Origin of the sequence: Saccharopolyspora griseoalba (genome assembly GCF_042665275.1) — a bacterium.
Classification (GTDB): domain Bacteria; phylum Actinomycetota; class Actinomycetes; order Mycobacteriales; family Pseudonocardiaceae; genus Saccharopolyspora; species Saccharopolyspora griseoalba.
The window spans coordinates 106420-127758 of record NZ_JBHTCJ010000002.1; the positions used below are offsets into that span (position 1 = coordinate 106420).

The window sequence follows — 21339 nt, forward strand, 5'->3', positions numbered from 1 at the left end:
GCCGGGACGGAAGCGGAAGATCCGCATATTGGTTAGGCTTACCTAACGTGAACGTCCCCATCGAGGTGCGCCCGGCCCGGGTCCGCGACGCCCGTGCGATCAAGTCCCTGATCGACCACTACGCCGGGAAGGTGGTGCTGGGCAAGGAGCTGGTCACCCTCTACGAGGACATCCAGGAGTTCTGCGTGGCCGAGGCCGCGGGGCGCCTGGTCGGCTGCGGGGCCCTGCACGTGCTCTGGGAGGACCTCGCCGAGATCCGCACCGTCGCCGTCGACCCGATGCACAAGGGCTCGGGCGTCGGCGGCGCGGTGGTGGGCCAGCTGATCGCCACCGCCGCCCGGCTCGGGCTGCCGAGGATCTTCGTGCTCACCTTCGAGACCGAGTTCTTCGGCCGCTTCGGCTTCCGGCCGATCGACGGCGCGCCGGTCAGCGAGGAGGTCCACGAGCAGATCCGCCGCTCCCCGGACGATGGCGTCGCGCAGTTCCTCGACCTGGCGCACGTCAAGCCGAACACGCTGGGCAACACGCGGATGCTGCTGGAGCTGGATCGCGCCGCCTGAGCGCTCGGGGGAGAATTCCCGCGAGCGCTCAGACGATCGGCGCTACGATGACCGCATGAATGATTATGCGCCGTCGGCGATAGCAATCCGGCGTGCGCGGATCGCCGACGTCCCGACGATCAAGGCGCTGGTCGACACCTACGCGGGCGAGGTCCTCCTGGAGAAGGAACTGGTCACGCTCTACGAGGACGTCCAGGAGTTCTGGGTCGCCGAAACCGGCGGCCGCGTGGTGGGTTGCGGCGCGCTGCACGTGCTCTGGGAGGACCTCGCCGAGATCCGCACCGTCGCGGTGGACCCGGTCGTCAAGGGACGCGGCGTCGGGCACCGGCTGGTCCGGCAGCTCATCGAGCTCGCCGTGGAACTCGGGCTGTCGCGCATCTTCGTGCTCACCTTCGAAACGGAGTTCTTCGGCAAGCACGGTTTCCACACGATCGACGGCGCACCGGTCACCCCGGAGATCTACGAGGAAATGCGCCATTCGGCTGACGCCGGCGTGGCGGAGTTCCTGGACCTCGCGAACATCAAGCCGAACACCCTGGGAAACACCCGAATGCTGCTCGAACTGCCTTCCTGACCTGCGCGATTTTCCGCGGCCCCGAAGAACGGGCCGATCGCTCGCGCGACGCGACCAGGTGTCCTTCCGCCGACGCGCGGGTGTCGGATTCCCGAAGCAATTCGTTCGCGACCCCGCGAGGCGTTATAACCGTTGGCGCGTGTCAGTTCCGACAAAAGGGAGACAGCCTTGGAACGCGCCCATCGCCGCGGGATCGCGACCACCGCCGCAGCAGCAGCCCTGCTGCTGACCACCGGCACCGCCCACGCCGACCTTCCCCCCGACGAACTGCGGGCCACCACCGACCACTACCTGTTCGAGATCTCGCTGGATTCCTTCCTGGACGTCAAGGCCGAGCAGCGGCACGCCGACCAGCTCGACTGGTCCGACGACGCCTGCTCCTACTCCCCCGACGAACCTCTGGGCTACGAGTTCAAGCCAGCCTGCCAACGGCACGACTTCGGCTACCGCAACTACGAGCTCCAGTCCCGGTTCACCGAGGACAACCGGCTGCGCATCGACGACAACTTCCGCGACGACATGTACGACGTCTGCGCCGGCGACTCGAACTGCGAGACCACCGCCGACGCCTACTACTGGGCCGTGCGCCAGTTCGGCGCGTCGACCGTGTCCACCCCGGCGGCCATCGACGCGGCCGATCTCCGCGAGGTCCGCTCCGAGTCCGGCGACCTCCTGGCCATCACCGCCCAGGACCCGACGGGCAGGACCATCACCCTCCCCACCCACCGCTGACCGAATCACCTCCCAATCGGGGTGCGGAATCACCTCCCAATCGGGGTGCGGAATCACCTCCCAATCGGGGTCCCGTTTCCGAGGGAAGTTGGTCGAACCAGCGCGGGAGCGGGGCACCGGGCCTTTTCACCAAGAGTCCCGGCGCTCCCGCTCCCGACGGTCGGCGGATGGGCCCTTTTTCATCAAAAGTCCTGGGATCGCGCTGGTCTCGGCGTCAGCGTCCCCGGCAGGGGAAGCGGCCCGGGAGGGGCGTCATCGGCCTGGGAGGGGGTTCATCGGCCTGGGAGGGGGTTCATCGGCTTGACCTCGTCGACTCCGGCAGCTGCGGAGCCGTCGATCGGGCCGGTGGCGTGGAAGGCTTCGCAGGGACCGCCGACCCACTTCTCGAAGTCGGTGGTGATGTGGATGACGCCCCGGCCGTCGGAGGTCGGCAGCAGCGTCGGGCTGAAGTTCCGGCAGGTGCTGCCCTGGTTGTAGCTGATCTGCACCGGGGACGGGACCTCCCGCCACGGTCCGGCGAGGTTCTTCGGATCGTCGTTGACCATGATCGTCTTGCCGTTGCCGGGCGCCCAACCGCCACCGTCGTTGGCCAGCATCTGGTAGGCCAGCAGCAAGCGCCCGTTCGGACCGGGCCCCGGAGCCCACGCGATGGTGGGCGTGCCCAGCGGCTGCCCGCCGCCGGTCGACAGGACCTCGGTGCCCACGTCGGTGGGATCGCCGTAGTCCCAGCCGTCCCGCGACTCGCGCACGAACACCGTGCAGGTGTGCACCGGGTCGTAGTTGCAGACCTCGTAGACCATCGCGTAGGTGCCGTCGGGCAGCCGGCGCACGCCGGACATCCCCGGCCGCACGGTGAACTTCTCGTCGTCGCGCAGCGTGTCGGTGGGAGCGGACCAGTTCACGCCGTCGGAGCTGCGGATCTGCACCAGCTTCTGGTCGTGGTCGGGATCGCCGTCGTCGGAGTAGAACATCGCCAGGTCGCCCTGAGCGGTGACGCTGAGCTCCGGTTCCCACACGCCGGGGCCGACCGGCGCCTGCACCGGGGTGGACACCAGCTGCCAGCTGCGCCCCTGGTCGTCGCTGCGCCACAGCCGGATGCTGGAGCGCCGGACGTCCTCGTCGTCACCGATGCCCGCGGTTCCGGCCCACAGCAGGGTTCCCGCGGGCATGTCCCCGACCGGGCTGGGCAGCTCGTAGAACGTCGAGCAGCACATGCCCTTGGTGCGCTCGCCAGCCGGGTCGCGGATCTCCCCGACCTGCTGGAAGGACTCGCCGTCGTCGGTGCTCTCGTAGATCACCGCGAAGCCCGCGTCGTCGGCGTAGGTGGTCATGCTGGCCAGCACGCGACCGTTGGCCGCCCCGCTGTGCTGCAACCGCACCATCCGCGGGTAGCTGCTGCCGCCGTTGCGCAGCAGCTCGCCGCGATCGACGTCGCTCGGGCCCGCGTCAGCGGGTCCCGACATCGCGGGCTGCTGAATTGCGGTGGCCAGCATCACCACCGACAACAAAACGAAAAGGACACCGCGAATCTTGGCCACGACCATCTGTGGTTACCCCTCGAAGCACTGGCGGATTCACCGTCGGCAAGCGGGCACGCTATCGCAGACAAGTCCTGGTTGAACCCCTCCGAACAATTCCGTTCAGAGCAATTCCAGATACGCAAACGGAGCAGCGGTAAAACCGTGCGGGAAACCGCGTGAACGTCCGTTGAAAAACTGCGGAAAAAAGTGATCGGGCCCGCATCCGAACGCGGATGCGGGCCCGGTGCTCACTCCTCGTCCTCCGGAGACGGGCCGCCCCGGATGGCGCTCAGCGCGCTCTGCAGGTCGTCCGGCTTGACCAGCACGTCGCGGGCCTTGGAGCCCTCCGAGGGGCCGACCACTCCGCGCGACTCCAGCAGGTCCATCAACCGGCCGGCCTTGGCGAAGCCGACGCGCAGCTTGCGCTGCAGCATCGAGGTCGAGCCGAACTGGCTGGTGACCACGAGCTCGGCGGCCTGCAGCAGCACGTCGAGGTCGTCGCCGATGTCGGAGTCGATCTCCTTCTTCTCGCCCGCCTTGGCCGCGGTGACGCCGTCGGTGTACTCCGGCTCGGCCTGGTCCTTGGTGTAGGACACGATCCGGTGGATCTCGTCGTCGGCGACGAACGCGCCCTGCACGCGCACCGGCTTGGAACCGCCCATCGGCAGGTACAGCGCATCGCCCATGCCGATCAGCTTCTCGGCGCCGGGCTGGTCCAGGATGACCCGCGAGTCGGTCAGCGAGGAGGTGGCGAAGGCCAGCCGCGAGGGCACGTTGGTCTTGATCAGACCGGTCACCACGTCCACCGAGGGGCGCTGCGTGGCCAGCACCAGGTGGATCCCGGCGGCGCGCGCCTTCTGGGTGATGCGCACGATGGCGTCCTCGACGTCGCGCGGCGCGGTCATCATCAGGTCGGCGAGCTCGTCGACGATCGCCAGGATGTACGGGTACGGCCGGTACTCGCGCTCGCTGCCGGGCGGCGCGGTGATCTCACCGGACTTCACCTTGGCGTTGAAGTCGTCGATGTGCCGCACCCGGTTGGCCTGCATGTCCTGGTAGCGCTGCTCCATCTCCTCGACCAGCCAGGCGAGCGCGGCCGCGGCCTTCTTCGGCACGGTGATGATGGGCGTGATCAGGTGCGGGATGCCCTCGTAGGGGGTCAGCTCGACCATCTTCGGGTCGATGAGGATCATCCGGACCTCTTGCGGGGTGGCCCTGGCCAGCAGCGAGACCAGCATCGAGTTGACGAAGCTGGACTTACCGGAACCGGTGGAACCCGCGACCAGCAGGTGCGGCATCTTGGACAGGTTCGCGGTGACCATGTGGCCCTCGATGTCCTTGCCCAGACCCATCACCAGCGGATGCGTGTCCTTGGCCGCTTCGGAGGAGCGCAGCACGTCGCCGAGCCGCACCATCTCGCGGTCGGTGTTGGCCACCTCGATGCCCACCGCCGACTTGCCGGGGATCGGCGCCAGCAGCCGCACGTTCTCGGTGGCCGCGGCGTAGGCGATGTTCTTGGTCAGCGCGGTGATCTTCTCGACCTTCACGCCGGGCCCGAGCTCGACCTCGTAGCGGGTGACGGTCGGACCGCGGGTGAAGCCGGTGACCATCGCGTCGATCTTGAACTGCTCCAGCACCCCGGTGATCGCCTCGATCATCGAGTCGTTGACCTTGCTGCGGCTCTTCGGCGGGTCGCCGTCGGTGAGCACGTCCAGCGGCGGCAGCTGGTAGTCGCCCTCGACGTTGCGGCTGATCTGCGGCAGCTCGTTCTTCTTGGCGGCCTTGGCGGGCTTCTCCGGCTCGGCGGCCGGGACCTCCTCGGCCTTGGGCTTCTCCGGCGCCGCCTGCTTGGCCTGCTTGGCCGGTTCGGCGGGCACGTCTTCGAGGGAGAGCTGCTCGTCCTGCTCGGACATCGCCGCCTGCCTGCGCCGCGAGGGCCTGCGCAGCTTGACCTCGGTCTCGGCCTCCAGGTCCGCGGGCGGCTCGTCGACGACCTCCGCGTCGCCGCGGAAGCGGTCCAGCAGCTCGCGCATCGGCGTGCCGGTGAGCACCAGCGCGCCGAAGAGTCCGATCAGCACCAGCACCGGTGCGGCCACCCAACCGGTGAGCCCGTGCGCCAGCGGCCCGCCGGCCACGAAGCCGAGCGCGCCACCGGCGACCGGCCACTGCTCGGACTCCAGCGGTGCGCCGGCGAGGATGTGGATCACGCCCAGCGCGGACAGCACCAGCAGCGCGGTGCCGAGCACCACGCGCGGACGCGCGTCCGGCGTGGTCTCGGTGCGCATCAGTATCACCGCGGTGACCGCCAGCACGATCGGCAGCACGACCGCCCCGATGCCGATCACCGACCGCAGCGCCCAGTCGAACCAGTGGCCGATCGGGCCGCCGGCCTTCCACCACACGCCGGCCGCCGCGATCACCGCGGTGGCCAGGAAGATCAGCGCGAGTCCGTCGCGGCGGTGCGCCGGGTCGAGCTCGGGACGTCCGACGGCGCGCACCACGTTGCCGATACCGCGCGCCAGCCCTCCGCCGGAGCTCCTGGTGCTCTTCTTGGCGGGCGCGCGCTTGGGCGGCTGCTTGCGCGGGGCGTGCGTGGAGTTCGAGCGCGGCTTGCTGCCGCCCCCGCTCTTGCCGCCCGAGGACTTGCTGGTGGAGGTGCTGCGCTTGGTGTTCGTCGAGCTGGACTTGGCACGCTTGGCAGCGGGCCCGTTGCTCTGCGCGCTCGACTTGCCGCGCGAGGACCCGCGTCCTCCGTTCGTCGTCCGGCTCGCCATGCCCCACACGGTATCGGCACCCGCCTCTCCCGTCACAACAACCACAGGGGTACTGCGGCCGGTCCCGCACGGGACTCCGCCCGTGAGAGCCTTGTCCTCATCATGGTTGCCGCACCTGCCGACCCCGGGCCGACACACCGGAGCGACCGCGAGAAGCTCTTCCGCCGATCGCCGCGGCTGTGGCGCGCGCTGATGCGGGTCGATCGCGCGGTGGTCGGGCTGACCGGTCGCCTCGAGGTCACCGGCGACGTCCCGGCCCCCGAGCACGGGCGCCCGATGCTGATGGCCGCCAACCACATCGGCAACATCGATCCGCTGGTGGTGCTCGCCGCGTGCCACCGCCGCCGCGTCGCGCCGCGCTTCGTGGCCACCGGAGGCCTGTTCGACACCCCGGCGCTGGGCGCGGTGCTGCGCCGGTCCGGCCACGTGCGCGCCGACCGGGGCAAGGCCACCGCGGCGGAGGCGTTCGGCGAGGTCGTCGACTCGCTGGCCGAGGACCCGCGCCCGATCGTGGTCTACCCGGAGGGCCGGATCACCCTGGAGCCGGGGATGTGGCCCGAGCGCGGCAAGACCGGAGCGGCCCGGATGGCGCTGGCCGCGGGCGCCGCGGTGGTGCCGATCAGCCAGTGGGGCGCGCACGAGGCCATGTGCTACGGCATGGTCCGCGTGGAGGGCCCCCGCGACCTGTGGATCCTGCTGTTGTCGTGGTTGCGCTCGATCCGCCGCCGCCCGGTGCTGCGGGTGCACTTCGGAAACCCGGTCGACCTCTCGGACCTCTCCCCCGACCGCGTCGGCGATGCCACCCGCGCCCGCGACCGCATCATGCGCGCGGTCACCGAGGGCCTGGTCGAGCTGCGCGCCGACGAACCCGACGCGCCGCGCCACCATGACCCCACCCGCCCGGCGGGCACGAAGCGCTGCCCCTACCTGCCCTGAGCCGAGCGCGACACCGCTTCCGGCGAGGGCCCGGACACCACCCGCCGAGCCCGGAGCAGCCCAACGCGCTCTCGGCCGGGCGCCCCGCACTCCTGCAGTCCAACCTCCGACGCCGACCCGCTGACGCGCGAGGATGCGTCGGAAGCCTCGACGACGCGCGATACCTGGACGACACGGAAGCCGTCTCGGCATGCGGGAAGGTGTGGGCACATCTCGCGTGCAGCACGGTTCGCGCCTCCACCCGAGCTCCGTCCGCTGTGCACGGATTGCGACGTTCAGGTGACTTCCGAGCACGTCAGGCGCTCACGGTAGGGTGACCGCACTCATAGTGCCGACTTCGCGGAAACGCTGCGCGCACGAGCGACGGTTGGCGAGAATGCTCGTCGATCAGACGTGTCACAGAAGGATGGGGGACACAGAGGTGGCCGGGTACGTAGTCGACCCAGCAGGGCTGGAAAGCGCGATCAAGAAGCTCGAAGCGGTCCGGGACGACGCGGACAGCCTTCGCCGTCAGGCTGGGATGGTGAAGCCCGGCGAACTCACCGCTCAGGATGCGTACACCAGCAAGGCACGCGAGGCAATCCAAGAGCGGGCAACGGGCGAGACCGGTTCGCTGACGATGATCGTCGGTCAGCTTCGCGCGAAGCTGACCGAGAAGATCGACGCTTACCAGGCCGCCCTCGACGAATACCGGCGCAATGACGAGGCCGCTGCCGCGGAAAACCGCCGAGCCAAGGCGTGATCGGAGAAGGACAGCAACGATGAGCCTGCTCAAGCGCGGTGGCGCGATCACCGCTGGTGCCCTCATGCTCGGTTCCCTGGTCGCATGCTCGGGCGGGGCTGAGTCCCCGGCCCCTCCCCCGAAGCCCCAAGACTCTGGCACCGCGATCAGCAACCCCAAGAACGCTTCTGGCGTTGATCTGTGCAGAATGCTGCCGCAGGAAGGCGCCTCCGCCATCGGAGTCGACCCGACTGGCGCGATCGACGACACGCCGAAGATCTCCGATGACATCCCTGACACCTGTGTTTGGAAGTCACCGGACGGCCACACGTCCGTCGCCCTCGGCGTAATCCCTGAACGGTCGATCGACGAGTACTACGCGAACAAGTCCACGTACTCCGACTACCAGGAACTGACGATCGCCGGATATCCCGCGGTGCGTGCGAACGACGCCGACCCTGCGCAGTCGGGTTCCTGCTCAATCTTCCTCGCAGCAGCGGACCGCCAGGTGATCTACGCGGACACCGCTCAAGTGGACATCACCGATCCCTGCGCGGTTACGCAGAAGGCTCTCGAGTCCGCTGTTCCGACCTTGCCTGCCGCGAAATAAGAGTCTCCGGGGGACAAAGACCATGCTTGAGATGTGCTACGCGAGTAGCGCCAAGGAGTACCGCAACCAGATGGGCGGCGCGCCCGACGCGACCAGCATTCCGCCCGCCTCCGACGAGGGCGTGCAGAAGTGGGATCGGGTCGCGAAGGCGTTCGACCAGATGAACACCGACATCGCCGATGCCCTGCGGGCTGCGGAGGCTGCGCACACAGGTGCTGCGGCGGATGCGGCGAACGCCTCGATCGGTGAGATCAAGCCGATCGTCGACCAGGCGGCGCAGACCTCGCGGCAGGTGAAGGGCGCGCTGGAGGACCAGAACACCTACCAGCACGAGACCTTCCGGGCGCTTCCCGCCGAGGGCGACACGCTGCCGAGCGGGCAGCAGGCGATCATGGACCCGCCGCAGAAGGGCTGGGTCGAGGACTGGGGCCTGGACTCGAACCCGGTCACCGGCTGGATGTCGGACTACGAGGAGCGCCAGCAGGCCTACGTCGACACGAACCAGCAGGCCAACCAGGCCATGGAGCGCTACAGCCAGCAGACCGACGCGAACGTGGCGCGGCTGCCGGAGTTCCAGCCCGTCGACCAGCCGCCGCCCCCGGGCGCGCAGCAGCCGGTCGGGGTCACGCCGACCTCGGGCTCCTACACGGCGAGCGGCAGCGGTTCGGACTACGCGGGATCGGCCTACGGCGGCGCGCCCGCGGGCACCTCCTCCGCCTGGGCTTCCGCGCCGACCGCGGGCGCAGCCGGCGCCGCGGGCCAGGGCGGGGCCGCTGCCCCGGCGGGAACCTCCGCGGCGTGGGCGCAGACGCCCGGCGGCGCGCTGCCGCCCGGCGTGGTGCGCGGTCCGGACGGCGCGCTGTACCGCAGGAACCCGCAGACCGGTGCCTGGGAGAAGCAGGTCAACGGCCGCTGGATGTCGGCGTCCCGCGGCCCGGGCTCGCGCAACAACTCCAACAACGGTGGCACTGCCGCGCCGCTCGCCGGTGGTCGCGGCGGTGGCGGTGCGCTAGGCGCTCGCGGCCTGGCCGCCGAGCCCGGCATGGGCGGGCGCGCCGGTTCCGGCCTGCTCGGTGCCGGCCAGTCCGCGGGCAACGTGCCCGGTGCCGCCGGTTCCGCCGGTTCGCGCGGCGCGACCGGCATGGGCGCCGGGGCGCCCGCACGCGGCAACGGGGCGCAGGGCGAGGACGAGCAGGAGCACGAGCGTCCCAGCTGGCTCATCGAGGAAGAGGACGTCTGGACCAACGACATGCAGCGCACCGCACCGCCGGTGTTCGGTGACGTCCCCGCGGACCGGTGAGCGTGTCCGGACGCGAGCTGAGGCTTCCCGCCGCCGCGGCGAACTACCTGTGCACCCGGTACGACCTGCAGCTGCACCCGCTGCTGCGGGTCGGCTGGTTGCCGGTCGACGCCACCGAGCAGGACCGCGCCGAGGCCGCTGAGCTCGGCAGGCGGCAGCTGGGCCAGCAAGGACTGCTCGACGCCGACGGGCTGCACCCGTTCGTCGACGACGCGATCCGCCTGCTGGCCCGGCCGCCGCTCGCGGTCGGGCTGGCGGTCAACCTGCGCGACGGGGAGAACTTCAACGCGGTGCTGGCCGAGTACGGCCGCAGCACCGTGCAGGCCTACCAGGCCGACGGGGAGACGCCCGACGACCTGCGCGACATCGTGGTCAAGCGGCAGGAGTTCGGCGGTCCGGCGGGCAACGTGGCCAACCTGCTCGGCAAGATCGACGCGGCCGAGGGCGCATCGGTGTCGGTGCCCTACGACAAGGTCAAGCAGATCGCCGAGTGGATGAGCCGAGGCGAGGACAAGAACCTCTCCGCCGCGCTGGGCCACCTGGGCGTGCGCGGCGCGGCCGCGCGCACGCTGACCACCGCCCTCACCGCCAAGCGCGACCTCGAAGGACTGCTCACCGTGCGCGCCTTCGACGAGAAGGTCCGCCGCACCCGGTCGCTGCCGTTCGGCACGCAGTTCTTCAACACCGAGGCCGGCTGGTTCTTCGCGCAGCGCAAACCGGGCCGAGACGGCCAGGAGTGGTACATCCTCGCCCCCGCCGACGCCCGCAAGCTCACCGGCGTCACCAGCGAGATGATCAAGCTCCTGACCAGCCCCACCGCCCGCATCTGACCCCGAGCGCAGCAAGAGGGCCGGCTCCGCGGTGGAGCCGGCCCTCCGCTCGATCTGAGCTCTGCAGCTGCGCGTCAGCCCTGGGGGTGGTCGACGATGGGAGCGTTCACGCAGTTGCTGGTGTTCGGCGAGGCGATCGGCGCGGTGATGCCGAGGGCCGCCACGTTGTTGCCGCACAGCTGGATCGGCACAGCGCTCACGTTGTTGTCGTTCAGCACGTTGATGCCATCGTTGTCCGCGCTGTCGGCGAAGGCCGGGGAGCCGATCGCCAGCAGAGCCGTCGCGGCGGCAGCAGCGCCGATAAGTCGAGCGGAAGTACGCACGTTCAGACCCCAATCTTCTCCAGTGGTCGTTCGACCGGAAGAAAACTCACCCGAGCCCTCCGTTCCGGCGAACTTCACCCTTGCAGCGACTTCCGGGGCCAGCCTGCTCAGTACCTCCAACGTGGACGGTAGACCACTCCGAAGTGGTCATTCAAAACCCTGCGTGCACGGAAAGTCCCGACGAACCTGCTCAGATCTCCGCTCGCTCGGGTGACCTGAGATCCGCAGGAGGACGCCCGACGAAGACCGATCAACATCCCCGGGCAGCCCGCGCGAACACCCGGGGTGAACGCGCTAACCCGGCCGGGGAACACCACTCGGGCCAGCAGTCGGCGAGGAACCCCGAAGCGCTCCCCGCGCGGGGCTCCTCGCTCGGAAGAGCAGCGGTCAGGAGCTCACCGGGAGCACGTTCGGCACGATCATCGGACGCCTGCGGTAGGTCTCGGCGACCCAGCGGCCGACCACCCGGCGCACCGCCTGCGCGATCCGGTGGGTGTCGGCGATGCCCTCGGCCTCGGTGCGGGCCAGCTCCATCTCGACCAGCGGCACGACGTCGTCCAGCGCCTTCGGGTCGTCGGAGAACCCGCGACCGGAGATCGTGGGCGGGGAGACGGCCCGGCCGGTCGCGGCCTCCACCGCCACCGTGATCGCGATGAACCCGCCCTCGCCGAGCACCAGGCGATCCGACAGGGTCGACTCCCCCACGTCGCCCACCGACAGGCCGTCGACGTAGACGTGGCCGACCTCGACCCGGCCGACCGCGCTGGCGATGCCGTCGACCAGGTCGACCACCACGCCGTCCTCGGCGATGACCACGCGCTCGCCCGGCACGCCGGTCAGCGTGGCCAGCTCGGCGTTGGCCCGCAGGTGGCGCCACTCGCCGTGCACCGGCATCACGTTGCTCGGGCGCACCGCGTTGTAGAGGTAGAGCAGCTCGCCGGCCGAGGCGTGGCCGGAGACGTGCACCTTGGCGTGGCCCTGGTGCACCACCTGCGCGCCCAGCCGGACCAGGCCGTTGACCACGCCGAAGACCGCGGTCTCGTTGCCCGGGATCAGCGAGCTGGCCAGCACCACGGTGTCGCCGGCCTTGATCTTGATCTGCTTGTGCTCGCCGCGCGCCATCCGGGACAGCGCCGACAGCGGCTCGCCCTGCGACCCGGTGGAGACGAAGGCGACCTCCTCCTCGGGCATCTCCAGCGCGTCGTCGAGCTCGACCAGCAAGCCCTCGGGGACCTCCAGCATGCCCAGCTCGGCCGCGATGCCCATGTTGCGCACCATCGACCGGCCCACGAAGCACACCTTGCGGCCGTAGCGGTGCGCGACGTCGAGGACCTGCTGCACGCGGTGCACGTGGCTGGCGAAGCAGGCCACGATCACCCGCTGGGTCGCCCCGCCGATCACCCGGTCCAGCACCGGGCCGATCTCGCGCTCCGGGGTCACGTAGCCGGGGACCTCGGCGTTGGTGGAGTCGACCAGGAACAGGTCCACGCCCTCGTCGCCCAGGCGCGAGAAACCGGCCAGGTCGGTCAGCCGGCCGTCCAGCGGCAGCTGGTCCAGCTTGATGTCACCGGTGTGCAGCACGACCCCGGCCGGGGTGCGGATGGCCAGCGCCAGCGCGTCCGGGATCGAGTGGTTGACCGCGAAGAACTCCAGGTCGAACGCGCCGCGGGTGGTCCGCTCGCCCTCCGCGACCTCGATCAGCGTCGGGTTCAGCCGGTGCTCGCGGCACTTGGCCGACAGCAGCGCCAGCGTGAACTTCGAACCCACCACCGGCAGGTCCGGCCGGAGCCGCAGCAGGAAGGGCACGGCCCCGATGTGGTCCTCGTGGCCGTGCGTGAGCACCAGGGCGTCGATGTCGTCCAGCCGGTCCTCGATGGCCCCGAAGTCCGGCAGGATCAGATCCACGCCGGGCTGCTCGTCCTCCGGGAACAGCACGCCGCAGTCGACGACGAGCAGCCGGCCGCCGTGCTCGAAGACGGTCATGTTCCGACCGACCTCGCCGATGCCGCCGAGCGCAACGACGCGAAGCCCACCCTCGGCCAGTGGCGGCGGTGGTGCCGAGGAGATCGGCGTCACCGGGTGGTATTCGGGGGCTGTCGCGTTTGCGCTCAAATCTGCTTCACCTCTGGGCTGCGTCCGGGTTGACCAGTACCAGCCCAGCATCCCACAGGTCGCTGGTGATCAAGCGAACCTGCTCCTCGGTGGCCGCGGGCAGCGGCAGGCGCGGCTGACCCGTCTCGTAGCCGCACAGCCGCAGCGCGGTCTTGGCGAAGATGACCCCGCCGACGAAGTTCATCGACCGGTAGATCGGCAGCAGGCCGTTGTGCACCTCGCGCGCGCCGAGGACGTCGCCGGACTCGTAGGCGTCGAGCATGCTGCGCAGCCGGTCGCCGACCACGTGGCCGATGACGCTGACGAAGCCGACCGCGCCGACCGACAGCCACGGCAGGTTCAGCGGGTCCTCACCGGAGTAGTAGGCCAGCCCGGTGTCGTTCATGGTCTCGCTGCCGGCCCACAGGTCGTGCTTGGAGTCCTTGACCGCCACGATCTGCGGGTGCTCGGCGAGCTTCTTGAGGGTGTCCACCTGGATCGGCACGACCGAGCGCGGCGGGATGTCGTAGAGCATCACCGGCAGCTCGGTGGCATCGGCAATCTCCCAGAAGTGCTGGTAGATGCCTTCCTGCGGGGGACGCGAGTAGTACGGAGTGACCGCGAGCAGGCCGTGCGCACCGGCCTTCTCCGCACTGCGCGCCAGCTCGACGGAGTGGCGGGTGTTGTTGGTGCCCGCACCGGCCACCACGGTGGCGCGGTCGCCCACGGCCTCGACCACGGCGCGCAGCAGCTGCTCCTTCTCGTGGTCGGTCGTGGTGGGGCTCTCGCCGGTGGTGCCGTTGACGACCAGACCGTCGTTGCCGACGCTGTCGACCAGGTAGGTGGCGAGCTCCTGCGCCAGCTTGAGGTCGACGTTTCCGTCTTCGTCGAACGGCGTGACCATGGCGGTCAGGACGCGGCCGAACGGGCGGCCCGGAATCGCGGAAGGGCAGTCGGTCATGCCCGTGACGCTACCTGTGCGCTCCCCGGTCCGGGGCACCGGCCGAGGGGTCCGCGCACCACCGCAAAACCCGTGTCGGCGGGGTCCTCGAGGCCGTGTTTCTTCCGGCCCGGCGGAGCTGCGACAGGCGGGTTTTCGACGAACGCGATTCAGAACGAGCGGCGCAGGTCCTGCATCGCGAGGATGTCGGCCTCGTTGCCGTCGAAGGTCACATTCGCCTCCTTGCGGCCGTAGGCGTAGAGGACCAGCTCGCTCGGCTCGCCCAGCACCCGCACGGTGCGCGGTCCGCGCTTGGCGGCGATCTCGGTGCCGTCGGTGCGGCGGAAGACCACGCCCACCGGGCTGCGCCCGTAGAACATCTTGGCGACGCGCGCGAGGGACTTCCACAGCGCCTCGTCGCGCTCCTCGTCGGCGGGACGCTGCGACCAGCCGGGGGCGGCGCGGCGGACGTCCTCGTGGTGGACGAAGAACTCCGCGGCGTTGACCGCCTCGTCCACCCCGCCGATGCTCATCGGGTTCCACTTGGGCGGGCCCTGCCGGACCCGGTCGACGAGCTCGTTCCAGGGCAGCTCGCGCAGCTCCTGCTCGGCCTGCTCGCCGCGCTCGGCCAGCGCCTTGATCAGCCGGCCGGCCAGCGCGTCCGGGCGGCGCTCGCGCACCACCAGGTGCACCGCGAGGTCGCGCGTCCGCCAGCCCTCGCACAGCGTCGGCGCGTCCGGGCCGACCTGGTCGAGCAGCTGGCACAACAACTGGCGCTCATCGCTGGCGACACCCATGCGCCCCACTGTAGCCACCCGCGTCCCCGGCCGTGCGCCGGTTGCCCGGTTCGTTACCGGGCGCGGCGAGGGGCGGCAGCGGGCCGCCCCTCGCGCCTTCGCGGCTCAGCCCTCGGTGACGTAGGGGCTGGAGGCGACCTCGGTGCCGTCCTTGAGCGTGGTGATCTCGAAGTCGCTGAAGACGTTCGGGACCGCCTTCTGCAGCTGCTTCAGGCACTCCACGGCCAGGTTGCGGATCTCCACGTCGGCGTGCTCGGAGGCGCGCATCGCGATGAAGTGCCGCCACGCGCGGTAGTTGCCGGACACCACGATGCGGGTCTCGGTGGCGTTGGGCAGCACCGAGCGGGCCGCCTGCCGGGCCTGCTTGCGGCGCAGCGTCGCCTTCGGCTCGTCGGCGAACTTGTCCTCGAGCGCGGCCAGCAGCTCGGAGTAGGCCTCCGCGCTGGCCTCGGCCGCCTTGACGAACTTCTCGTGCAGCTCCGGGTCCTCGGCGATGACGTCGGGCTCGACCATCGCGGCGTCCCGCTCCGGGACGTAGCGCTGGGACAGCTGCGAGTAGGAGAAGTGCCGGTGGCGGATCAGCTCGTGGGTCAGCGACCGGGACATGCCGGTCAGGTAGAACGACACCGTGCCGTGCTCCAGCACCGACAGGTGGCCGACCTCCAGGATGTGCTGCAGGTAGCCGGCGTTGGTGGCGGTCTTCGGGTTGGGCTTGTGCCAGGACTGGTAGCAGGCGCGACCGGCGAACTCGGCCAGCGCCTGTCCGCCGTCGGCGTCGGTCGACCAGTCCACGTCCTCCGGCGGGAAGAACTCGGTCTTGCCGATCAGCTGCACTTTCGGCCGCACGATCTCGGTCACGTCGGGCGAACCCCTTCCTGCTGGTGAGAGGACGACCGACGCGCGCGGCCGCCTCAGATGACTCCCCGTATTGCTGCCAAAAGCCTAACCGCCGCCTCCGACAAGATCCCCTGACGCCAGTTGACACCATCGGGTCGTTGCGCGACATCATCGGTGGTGGCACATTGATGTCATGGATCTGAACCCCTACATCGACCAACTCCGCCAGGACCTGCACTCCGCCGCCTCCGCGGGCGACGAGCAGACGCGCCAGGCCGCGACCGTGCTCTCCGGCGCGATCGAGCCGGCCGTGCGGCTGGCGGTGATGAACGCGCTGTCGGACCTGGCCGCCGAGGTCACCACGCAGCTCGACGGGCAGGTCGTCGACATCAGGCTGGACGGGCGCGACGTCCGCGTGGTGGTCAGCGGCGGCCACCGCGCGCCGAGCGCCGAGGAGGAGGCGGAACCACCGCCGCCACCCCCGCCCAGCGGCGACACCGGCGACATCAGCCGGATCACCTTGCGGCTGCTCGACGAGATCAAGGGCCAGGCCGAGCAGGCCGCCGCCAGCCAGGGCGTATCGCTGAACACCTTCGTGGCGCAGGCGGTGCAGGGCGCGCTGCACGGGGGCGGACGCCCGCGGCCGTGGGACCGCCGCGGCGGACGTGGCCGCGGCGGGCCGTGGGGGCCACCTCCGGGCGGCAACTGGGGCGGCGAGCACGGCTCGCGCATTCACGGCTGGGTGCAGGGCTGAGAGGGGCCGACGATGAGCGACGACGAACGCGCCCGCTACGACCGGGAGCCCGGTGAGGAGCGATCGAGCGCCGAGGAGCAGCTCTCCGAGCTGGTTCGCAGCCAGGACTTCGACACCGACGCCCCGCTGCGGATCGACGTGTCCAACACCGTCGGCCCGATCTCGATCGAGCTGACCGATACCGCGGTGACCCACGTCGAGGTCAGGCACGATCCGAACGCGGCGGGACCGGACTGGCGGGACGGGCTGACCAACCTGCTGAGCTGGGTGACCGAGCAGTTCGGCGAGCCCGGGCGCGCCGGGAGCTCCGGCCCGGACCTCGCTCCCGAGTCCGCGGACCCCGGCACGGCGGCGGTCCGGCGGACCCGGGTCGACCTGTCCGGCGGACGGCTGGTGGTGCGCACCCCCTCGCAGGCCCCGCTGCGCAGCGTTCCGCTCGCGGTCAAGGTGCAGGCCCCGAAGGGCTCCGAGGTCACCGTCCACTCCGGTTCCGGCGAAGCCGAGATCACCGGCACCGCCGGCCGGGTCAGCGCGCAGTCCGGTTCGGGGACCGTGACCATCGCCGAGGCCACCGATCGGGCCAGCGTGCGCTCGGGCGCCGGGCAGTTGCGGCTGGGGTCCATGCGCGGGGGCCTGCACGCGCGCACCGGCAACGGCGACATCGAGGTCAGCGCGATCGAGGCGGCGTCCTCGGTGGCGACCGGGTCCGGCAACGTCTGGCTCGGCGTGGTCTCCGGCGACGTCATGGTCCGTTCCGGCAGCGGTGATCTGACCGTCGCCGACGCCACCGAAGGCCAGCTGGAGCTGATCACCGGCTCCGGTGAGCTCCAGGTGTCGATCCACCGGGGGACTACGGCGGAGGTCGATCTGACCTCCAGCACCGGCAACGCCCGCAGCGACCTGGACGTCACCGCGCAACCCCCGGAGCAGGAACCGGGCCTGCGCGTCTTCGGCCGAACGGGAACCGGCAGCGCGGTCCTCACCACGGCGACCTGAGGGCCGCCGCCCCGGCGGGGTTGTCCGCGCACCGCACGCGCGCGCGATTTTCCGCCGAGGAGGCGCTCCTCAGAGCGCGCGGAGCTCAGCGCCCAGCTGCGGCGCGAGATCACCGCGGGAACCCGCCACGACGTCGTCGAGGCCGAGCCAGTCGGCCATCTCGCGCAACGAGGCGGCCAGCTCGGCCGCGACGCGACCCGCGACGCGGCCGGGTTCGAGGAAGGCACCCGGAACGCGCAGCACACCGGCCGAGCGGTCGGCCTTGAGATCGACCCGGGCCACCAGCTCACCGTCGAGCAGGAAGGGGAAGACGTAGTAGCCGTACTGCCGCTTGGACTCCGGGACGTAGATCTCGATGCGGTAGCGGAAGTCGAAGAGCCTCTCGGTGCGGCTGCGCTCCCAGATCAGCGGGTCGAACGGGCACAGCAGAGCCCGCCCGGTGATCTTGCGGGGCGCGCGGGACGTGGTGTGCCGATAGGCGGTGTGCTGCCAGCCCTCCACGGCCACCGGTTCGAGCACGCCCTCGTCGACCAGCTCGGCCACCGCCTGCCGGGACTGAGCGGGCGAGAGCCGGTAGTAGTCGCGCAGGTCGGGCTCGGTGGCCACGCCGTGCGCCTCGGCCGAACGCCGAACCAGGGTGCGCACCGCCTCGTCCTCGGTGGGCTCGTTGTCCAGGAGGTGCGCGGGCAGCACGCGTTCCGGCAGGTCGTAGAGCCGTTCGAAACCGCGGCGGGTTCCGGTGGTGAGCTCACCGGCCGCGAACAGGTACTCGCAGACGCGCTTGGTGTCCGAGCGGTTCCACCAGGTGCCGCGCCCCTTCCGCTGCCCGCCGCCGAGCTCGCGCTCCAGCGGCCCCGCCCCGATCGGGCCGAGCTCCTTGACCGCGGCCAGCACGTCGTCGACCAGCTGCGGGCAGCGGTCGAACAGCTCGGCCGACCGGGTCCGCCAGCCCAGATCTCGCTGCTGCATGCGCCAGCGCAGCAGCGGCCAGTCCTCCACCGGGATCAAGGAGGCCTCGTGCGCCCAGTACTCCACGAGCAACCGGGGCCGCCGGGACGAGTGCTGCCAGGCCGCCGCGTCCAGCAGCTCCGCCGAGTAGGCGCCGAGCCTGCTGAACACCGGCATGTAGTGCGCCCGCACCGCCACGTTGACCGAGTCGAGCTGCAGCAGCTTCGTGCGTCCGAGCGCCCGCTGCACGTGCCGTCGCGTGACGTCACCGCGCGGCGCCGGATCGGCGAACCCCTGCGCCGCGAGCGCGTGACGACGAGCGGTCCCCAGCCCCATGCTCTGCATGCGGCACATCCTGCCAAGCGGCACCGACACGAACGGTCCGGCCCGCCATCGCGCGCCGGAGGGCCCCGCACCTGGAGGTCGGCGAGAATTGGCCGACCGTTCTCCTGCCCCGGATTTCGCGCGAACCTCCCATCTCACCCCGCAGCAGAACCGATTCGCCTGGAATGGCCGAATTTTTCCGCATGGGGCGCCACCCCCGTGATCGAACCGGCACGTTAGGTTGTCGGGCATGGCTGAAGCCGGTGTCCGCACGGCGGGGCTTGGGGACGCTGCGGAAATCGCTCGGATCCAGGTCACGACCTGGCAGTCCGCGTACGAGGAGGTGCTCCCTCCCGCGGTGCTCGCCGGGCTGGACAGCTCGGTGGCCGAGCGGGAGTGGCGGGAGACCATCAGCGACGGCCCGGCGACCGTGCTGGTCGCCGAGGAGGGGCGCTGGACGGTGGGCTTCTGCGCCGCGGGCCCCGCGCCGGACGGCGAGGTCGCCGCGGCCGACGGCTCGCTGCCCGCCGACGCGTCGACGACCGTGCTGGTCAGCGCGCTGCTGGTGGAGCCCCGCTGGGGTCGGCGCGGGCACGGCGGCAGACTGCTGGCCACGGTGGGACGACGACTCGCCGAAACGGGCGCCACCCGTGGCATCAGCTGGGTGCCCGAGGCAGACTCGGCAACGTTGTCGTTCTACCGCGCCGCCGGCTGGAACCCGGACGGCACGGTGCGCACGCTGGACGCGGGCGGGCGCCCGCTGCGGGAGGTGCGCCTGACGGGTTCGCTGGAATTCGAGTTCGAGCACGACTGACCACACCGCCCCGGGGCCTTGGGAGAAGCCGGTGCTGACCGTTATCGGATTGCTGTCGACCACCTTCGGCGTCTCGGTCGCCTCCGCGCTGATGCCGTTGATCAGCGTCGAGCTGTTCGCCGTCGGCCTGGTGCTCAAAGCCCCGCACATCCCCTGGTGGGTGCTGGCCGTCGTCATCGCCACCGGGCAGATCGGCGGCAAGCTGCTGCACTACTACGCCGCGCGCGGCGCGATCAGGCTGCCCAAGTTCATGCAGCGCAAGAACAAGACCGAGCGCAAGGGCCGAGTGCGCGAGTGGCTGGAGGCCTTCCGCGCGAACTGCCGGCGGCGTCCGGTGTGGACCGGCGCGGTCATGCTGATCAGCGCGCTGGCCAGCCTGCCCCCGTTCGCCGCGGTGGCGATCATCGCGGGCTGGGCGAAGGTGCCGGTGACCACGTTCCTGCTGACCGGCTTCATCGGCCGCTTCGTCCGCTTCGGCGCCCTGGCCATCGCGCCCGGCGTCGTGGCCACCTGGATCTGACGCGCAGGCAGTTCGGCCCCCTCGCGGGCATTCGCGAGGGGGCCGAAGTCGGTCCGGAGGCTCAGCAGACGGAGTCCGAGGGCTTCGGGTTGCCCAGCCCGAACAGCGGCCGCAGCGCGACACCCGCGTAGGTGCCGGCGATGGCCACCAGGCCCCACAACCAGCCGTGCAGGCTGAACGAGGCGATCCCCGAGAAGTACGCGCCGATGTTGCAGCCGCCCGCGAACCGGGCACCGATGCCCATCAGCACACCGCCGATCACGGCGCCGGCGGCGAGCCGCCAGGGAACCCTGCGGTGCAGGCGGAACCCGCCCGCCAGCGCGGCCGCGATGAGCGCGCCGATCATGATCCCGAAGTTCATCACCGAGGTCTTGTCCGCGAACACCGAAGCCGACAGCTTCGCGGCGTTCTCAGGGTCCTGCCAGAACGGCGCGCCGGAGATGTCGACGCCGACGAGGTCGAGCAGCTTCGCGCCCCACAGGCCGAACGCGGAGGTGATGCCCCACGGGCCGCCCGAGATGAACAGCGTCAGCGCGTTGAGACCGGCCAGCACCAGCGCACCGGCCCAGAGCGGCCAGGACCCGCGCAGGACCCGGCTCAGCCCGCTCGCCGTCGGCGGCTGGTCCACCGGCGGAGGCGTGCGGCGACGCTCGACGAACCGCGAGATCGCCACGACCGCCCCGATGATGACCAGCGAGATCACCACCGCGCCCGGGTAGCCCAGCGGGGTGTCGGCGAACGAGACCGCCGGGCCGGTGTTCTGCAGCAGTGCGATCCACGGGGAGATGAACGCGCTGATCACCGATCCGGCGATGAACCCGCCGAGGGTGAGCAGGATCGCGGTCTGCCCGCTGCCGACCGCGAACAGCGTGCCGGAGGCGCACGAGCCGCCGACCTGCATGCCCACCCCGAACAGGAACGCGCCCAGCACCACGCCGAGACCGGCGGGCTCGACCAGCCCTTCCGGCGCGCCGGACAACGACGTCCCGGCGCCCAGGACCACGGCGAACAGCACGACCGCGACGGCGAGCATCAGCATGTGCGCGCGCAGCGCCCGCCCCTGGCCGACGGTGACCAGCTGGCGCCACGCCGAGGTGAACCCGAACCGCGAGTGGAACAGGGCCAGTCCCAGCGCGATTCCGACCCCGAACAGCAGGGCGAGCTTCCACCCCGCGGCGTCGACCACGGCCAGGGCGAGCACCGCTGCGACGACGACGCCCAGCGCGACCGTGCCGCGCTGCGCCGGTGGCGCCGTGCGCACCGGCGGCGCCGGCCGAGAGGTGTCCACGACAGACATGACTACTCCTACTTGTGAACAGGAAGGCCGGAGACGGCCGCGGCGATTCCCGCGACGTCGACCACGGGATGCGGGTGGCGACCTCGTCGTCGAGATCACCGGCCCGGGTCCGCGCCCGTTGCCGGTGGCCTGCGGGCGAAG

The 21339-nt window shown here is 70.8% G+C and carries 21 protein-coding genes; 12 read left to right on the plus strand and 9 right to left on the minus strand.

The genetic code is table 11. The features are described 5' to 3' along the window. The first annotated feature begins 47 nt into the window (after nt 1-47). The 3 genes from ACFQRI_RS04620 to ACFQRI_RS04630 all read left to right on the plus strand — a co-directional run bounded on the left by ACFQRI_RS04620 (nt 48) and on the right by ACFQRI_RS04630 (nt 1866). Nucleotides 48-560 (plus strand): amino-acid N-acetyltransferase, encoded by a 513-nt coding sequence (locus tag ACFQRI_RS04620; protein WP_380664783.1) that lies wholly within the window; start codon nt 48-50, stop codon nt 558-560. 55 nt (nt 561-615) lie between these two features. After that, nucleotides 616-1134 (plus strand): amino-acid N-acetyltransferase, encoded by a 519-nt coding sequence (locus tag ACFQRI_RS04625; RefSeq protein WP_380664785.1) that lies wholly within the window; start codon nt 616-618, stop codon nt 1132-1134. Between the two features lie 168 nt (nt 1135-1302). After that, a complete protein-coding gene (locus ACFQRI_RS04630; RefSeq protein WP_380664787.1) occupies nt 1303-1866 on the plus strand; it encodes a phospholipase in 564 nt (187 codons plus the stop codon). Between the two features lie 272 nt (nt 1867-2138). On the opposite strand, the gene ACFQRI_RS04635 is transcribed toward ACFQRI_RS04630, so the two are convergent. Together ACFQRI_RS04635 and ACFQRI_RS04640 are read right to left on the minus strand one after the other, a co-directional pair. After that, nucleotides 2139-3329, minus strand: coding sequence for a sialidase family protein (locus tag ACFQRI_RS04635; RefSeq protein WP_380664789.1), 1191 nt, complete (start codon nt 3327-3329; stop codon nt 2139-2141). Nucleotides 3330-3634: 305 nt separating this feature from the next. Next, a complete protein-coding gene (locus tag ACFQRI_RS04640) occupies nt 3635-6160 on the minus strand; it encodes an FtsK/SpoIIIE family DNA translocase (RefSeq protein ID WP_380664791.1) in 2526 nt (841 codons plus the stop codon). Nucleotides 6161-6262: 102 nt separating this feature from the next. Here ACFQRI_RS04640 and ACFQRI_RS04645 point away from each other — a divergent pair, with 102 nt between their 5' ends. From ACFQRI_RS04645 to ACFQRI_RS04665, 5 genes are all read left to right on the plus strand, one after another. Then, nucleotides 6263-7096, plus strand: a complete 834-nt coding sequence (locus ACFQRI_RS04645) for a lysophospholipid acyltransferase family protein (protein ID WP_380664793.1) — start codon at nt 6263-6265, stop codon at nt 7094-7096. Between the two features lie 421 nt (nt 7097-7517). Beyond that, entirely contained in the window at nt 7518-7838 is a 321-nt protein-coding gene (locus ACFQRI_RS04650) for a hypothetical protein (RefSeq protein WP_380664795.1), read from the plus strand. 19 nt (nt 7839-7857) lie between these two features. After that, on the plus strand, nt 7858-8427 hold the full coding sequence (locus ACFQRI_RS04655; protein WP_380664798.1) for a DUF3558 family protein: 570 nt from the start codon (nt 7858-7860) through the stop codon (nt 8425-8427). A gap of 31 nt (nt 8428-8458) precedes the next feature. Then, nucleotides 8459-9727 carry a hypothetical protein gene (locus tag ACFQRI_RS04660; RefSeq protein ID WP_380664800.1) on the plus strand — a complete coding sequence of 423 codons (1269 nt, stop codon included), beginning with the start codon at nt 8459-8461 and terminating at the stop codon, nt 9725-9727. 2 nt (nt 9728-9729) lie between these two features. After that, on the plus strand, nt 9730-10557 hold the full coding sequence (locus ACFQRI_RS04665; protein ID WP_380664802.1) for an ESX secretion-associated protein EspG: 828 nt from the start codon (nt 9730-9732) through the stop codon (nt 10555-10557). A gap of 74 nt (nt 10558-10631) precedes the next feature. Here the strand turns inward: ACFQRI_RS04665 and ACFQRI_RS04670 are convergent, their stop codons facing one another. From ACFQRI_RS04670 to thyX, 5 genes are all read right to left on the minus strand, one after another. After that, nucleotides 10632-10958 (minus strand): hypothetical protein, encoded by a 327-nt coding sequence (locus ACFQRI_RS04670; protein WP_380664804.1) that lies wholly within the window; start codon nt 10956-10958, stop codon nt 10632-10634. Between the two features lie 309 nt (nt 10959-11267). Further along, nucleotides 11268-12992 carry a ribonuclease J gene (locus ACFQRI_RS04675; protein WP_380664806.1) on the minus strand — a complete coding sequence of 575 codons (1725 nt, stop codon included), beginning with the start codon at nt 12990-12992 and terminating at the stop codon, nt 11268-11270. Nucleotides 12993-12999: 7 nt separating this feature from the next. Further along, the gene (dapA, locus tag ACFQRI_RS04680) at nt 13000-13932 is read right to left on the minus strand and encodes a 4-hydroxy-tetrahydrodipicolinate synthase (RefSeq protein ID WP_380664808.1); all 933 of its coding nucleotides are present in this window, start codon (nt 13930-13932) and stop codon (nt 13000-13002) included. Nucleotides 13933-14081: 149 nt separating this feature from the next. Beyond that, a complete protein-coding gene (locus ACFQRI_RS04685; RefSeq protein WP_380664810.1) occupies nt 14082-14708 on the minus strand; it encodes a TIGR03085 family metal-binding protein in 627 nt (208 codons plus the stop codon). A gap of 105 nt (nt 14709-14813) precedes the next feature. Beyond that, nucleotides 14814-15566 carry an FAD-dependent thymidylate synthase gene (thyX, locus tag ACFQRI_RS04690; protein WP_380664812.1) on the minus strand — a complete coding sequence of 251 codons (753 nt, stop codon included), beginning with the start codon at nt 15564-15566 and terminating at the stop codon, nt 14814-14816. A 172-nt stretch (nt 15567-15738) separates the two neighbouring features. Here thyX and ACFQRI_RS04695 point away from each other — a divergent pair, with 172 nt between their 5' ends. Beyond that, on the plus strand, nt 15739-16299 hold the full coding sequence (locus ACFQRI_RS04695) for a toxin-antitoxin system HicB family antitoxin (protein ID WP_380664814.1): 561 nt from the start codon (nt 15739-15741) through the stop codon (nt 16297-16299). A gap of 12 nt (nt 16300-16311) precedes the next feature. After that, a complete protein-coding gene (locus tag ACFQRI_RS04700) occupies nt 16312-17295 on the plus strand; it encodes a DUF4097 family beta strand repeat-containing protein (RefSeq protein WP_380664816.1) in 984 nt (327 codons plus the stop codon). Nucleotides 17296-17364: 69 nt separating this feature from the next. Here ACFQRI_RS04700 and ACFQRI_RS04705 read toward each other — a convergent pair whose 3' ends face one another. Next, nucleotides 17365-18588 (minus strand): winged helix-turn-helix domain-containing protein, encoded by a 1224-nt coding sequence (locus tag ACFQRI_RS04705; protein WP_380664818.1) that lies wholly within the window; start codon nt 18586-18588, stop codon nt 17365-17367. 229 nt (nt 18589-18817) lie between these two features. On the opposite strand from ACFQRI_RS04705, the gene ACFQRI_RS04710 reads away from it, so the two are divergent. Both ACFQRI_RS04710 and ACFQRI_RS04715 read left to right on the plus strand, forming a co-directional pair. Beyond that, on the plus strand, nt 18818-19381 hold the full coding sequence (locus tag ACFQRI_RS04710) for a GNAT family N-acetyltransferase (protein ID WP_380664820.1): 564 nt from the start codon (nt 18818-18820) through the stop codon (nt 19379-19381). 31 nt (nt 19382-19412) lie between these two features. Further along, nucleotides 19413-19901 carry a VTT domain-containing protein gene (locus ACFQRI_RS04715; protein ID WP_380664822.1) on the plus strand — a complete coding sequence of 163 codons (489 nt, stop codon included), beginning with the start codon at nt 19413-19415 and terminating at the stop codon, nt 19899-19901. A 61-nt stretch (nt 19902-19962) separates the two neighbouring features. Here the strand turns inward: ACFQRI_RS04715 and ACFQRI_RS04720 are convergent, their stop codons facing one another. After that, nucleotides 19963-21198: a YeeE/YedE family protein gene (locus ACFQRI_RS04720; RefSeq protein WP_380664824.1), complete on the minus strand. Its 1236-nt coding sequence runs from the start codon at nt 21196-21198 to the stop codon at nt 19963-19965. Nucleotides 21199-21339 lie beyond the last annotated feature (141 nt).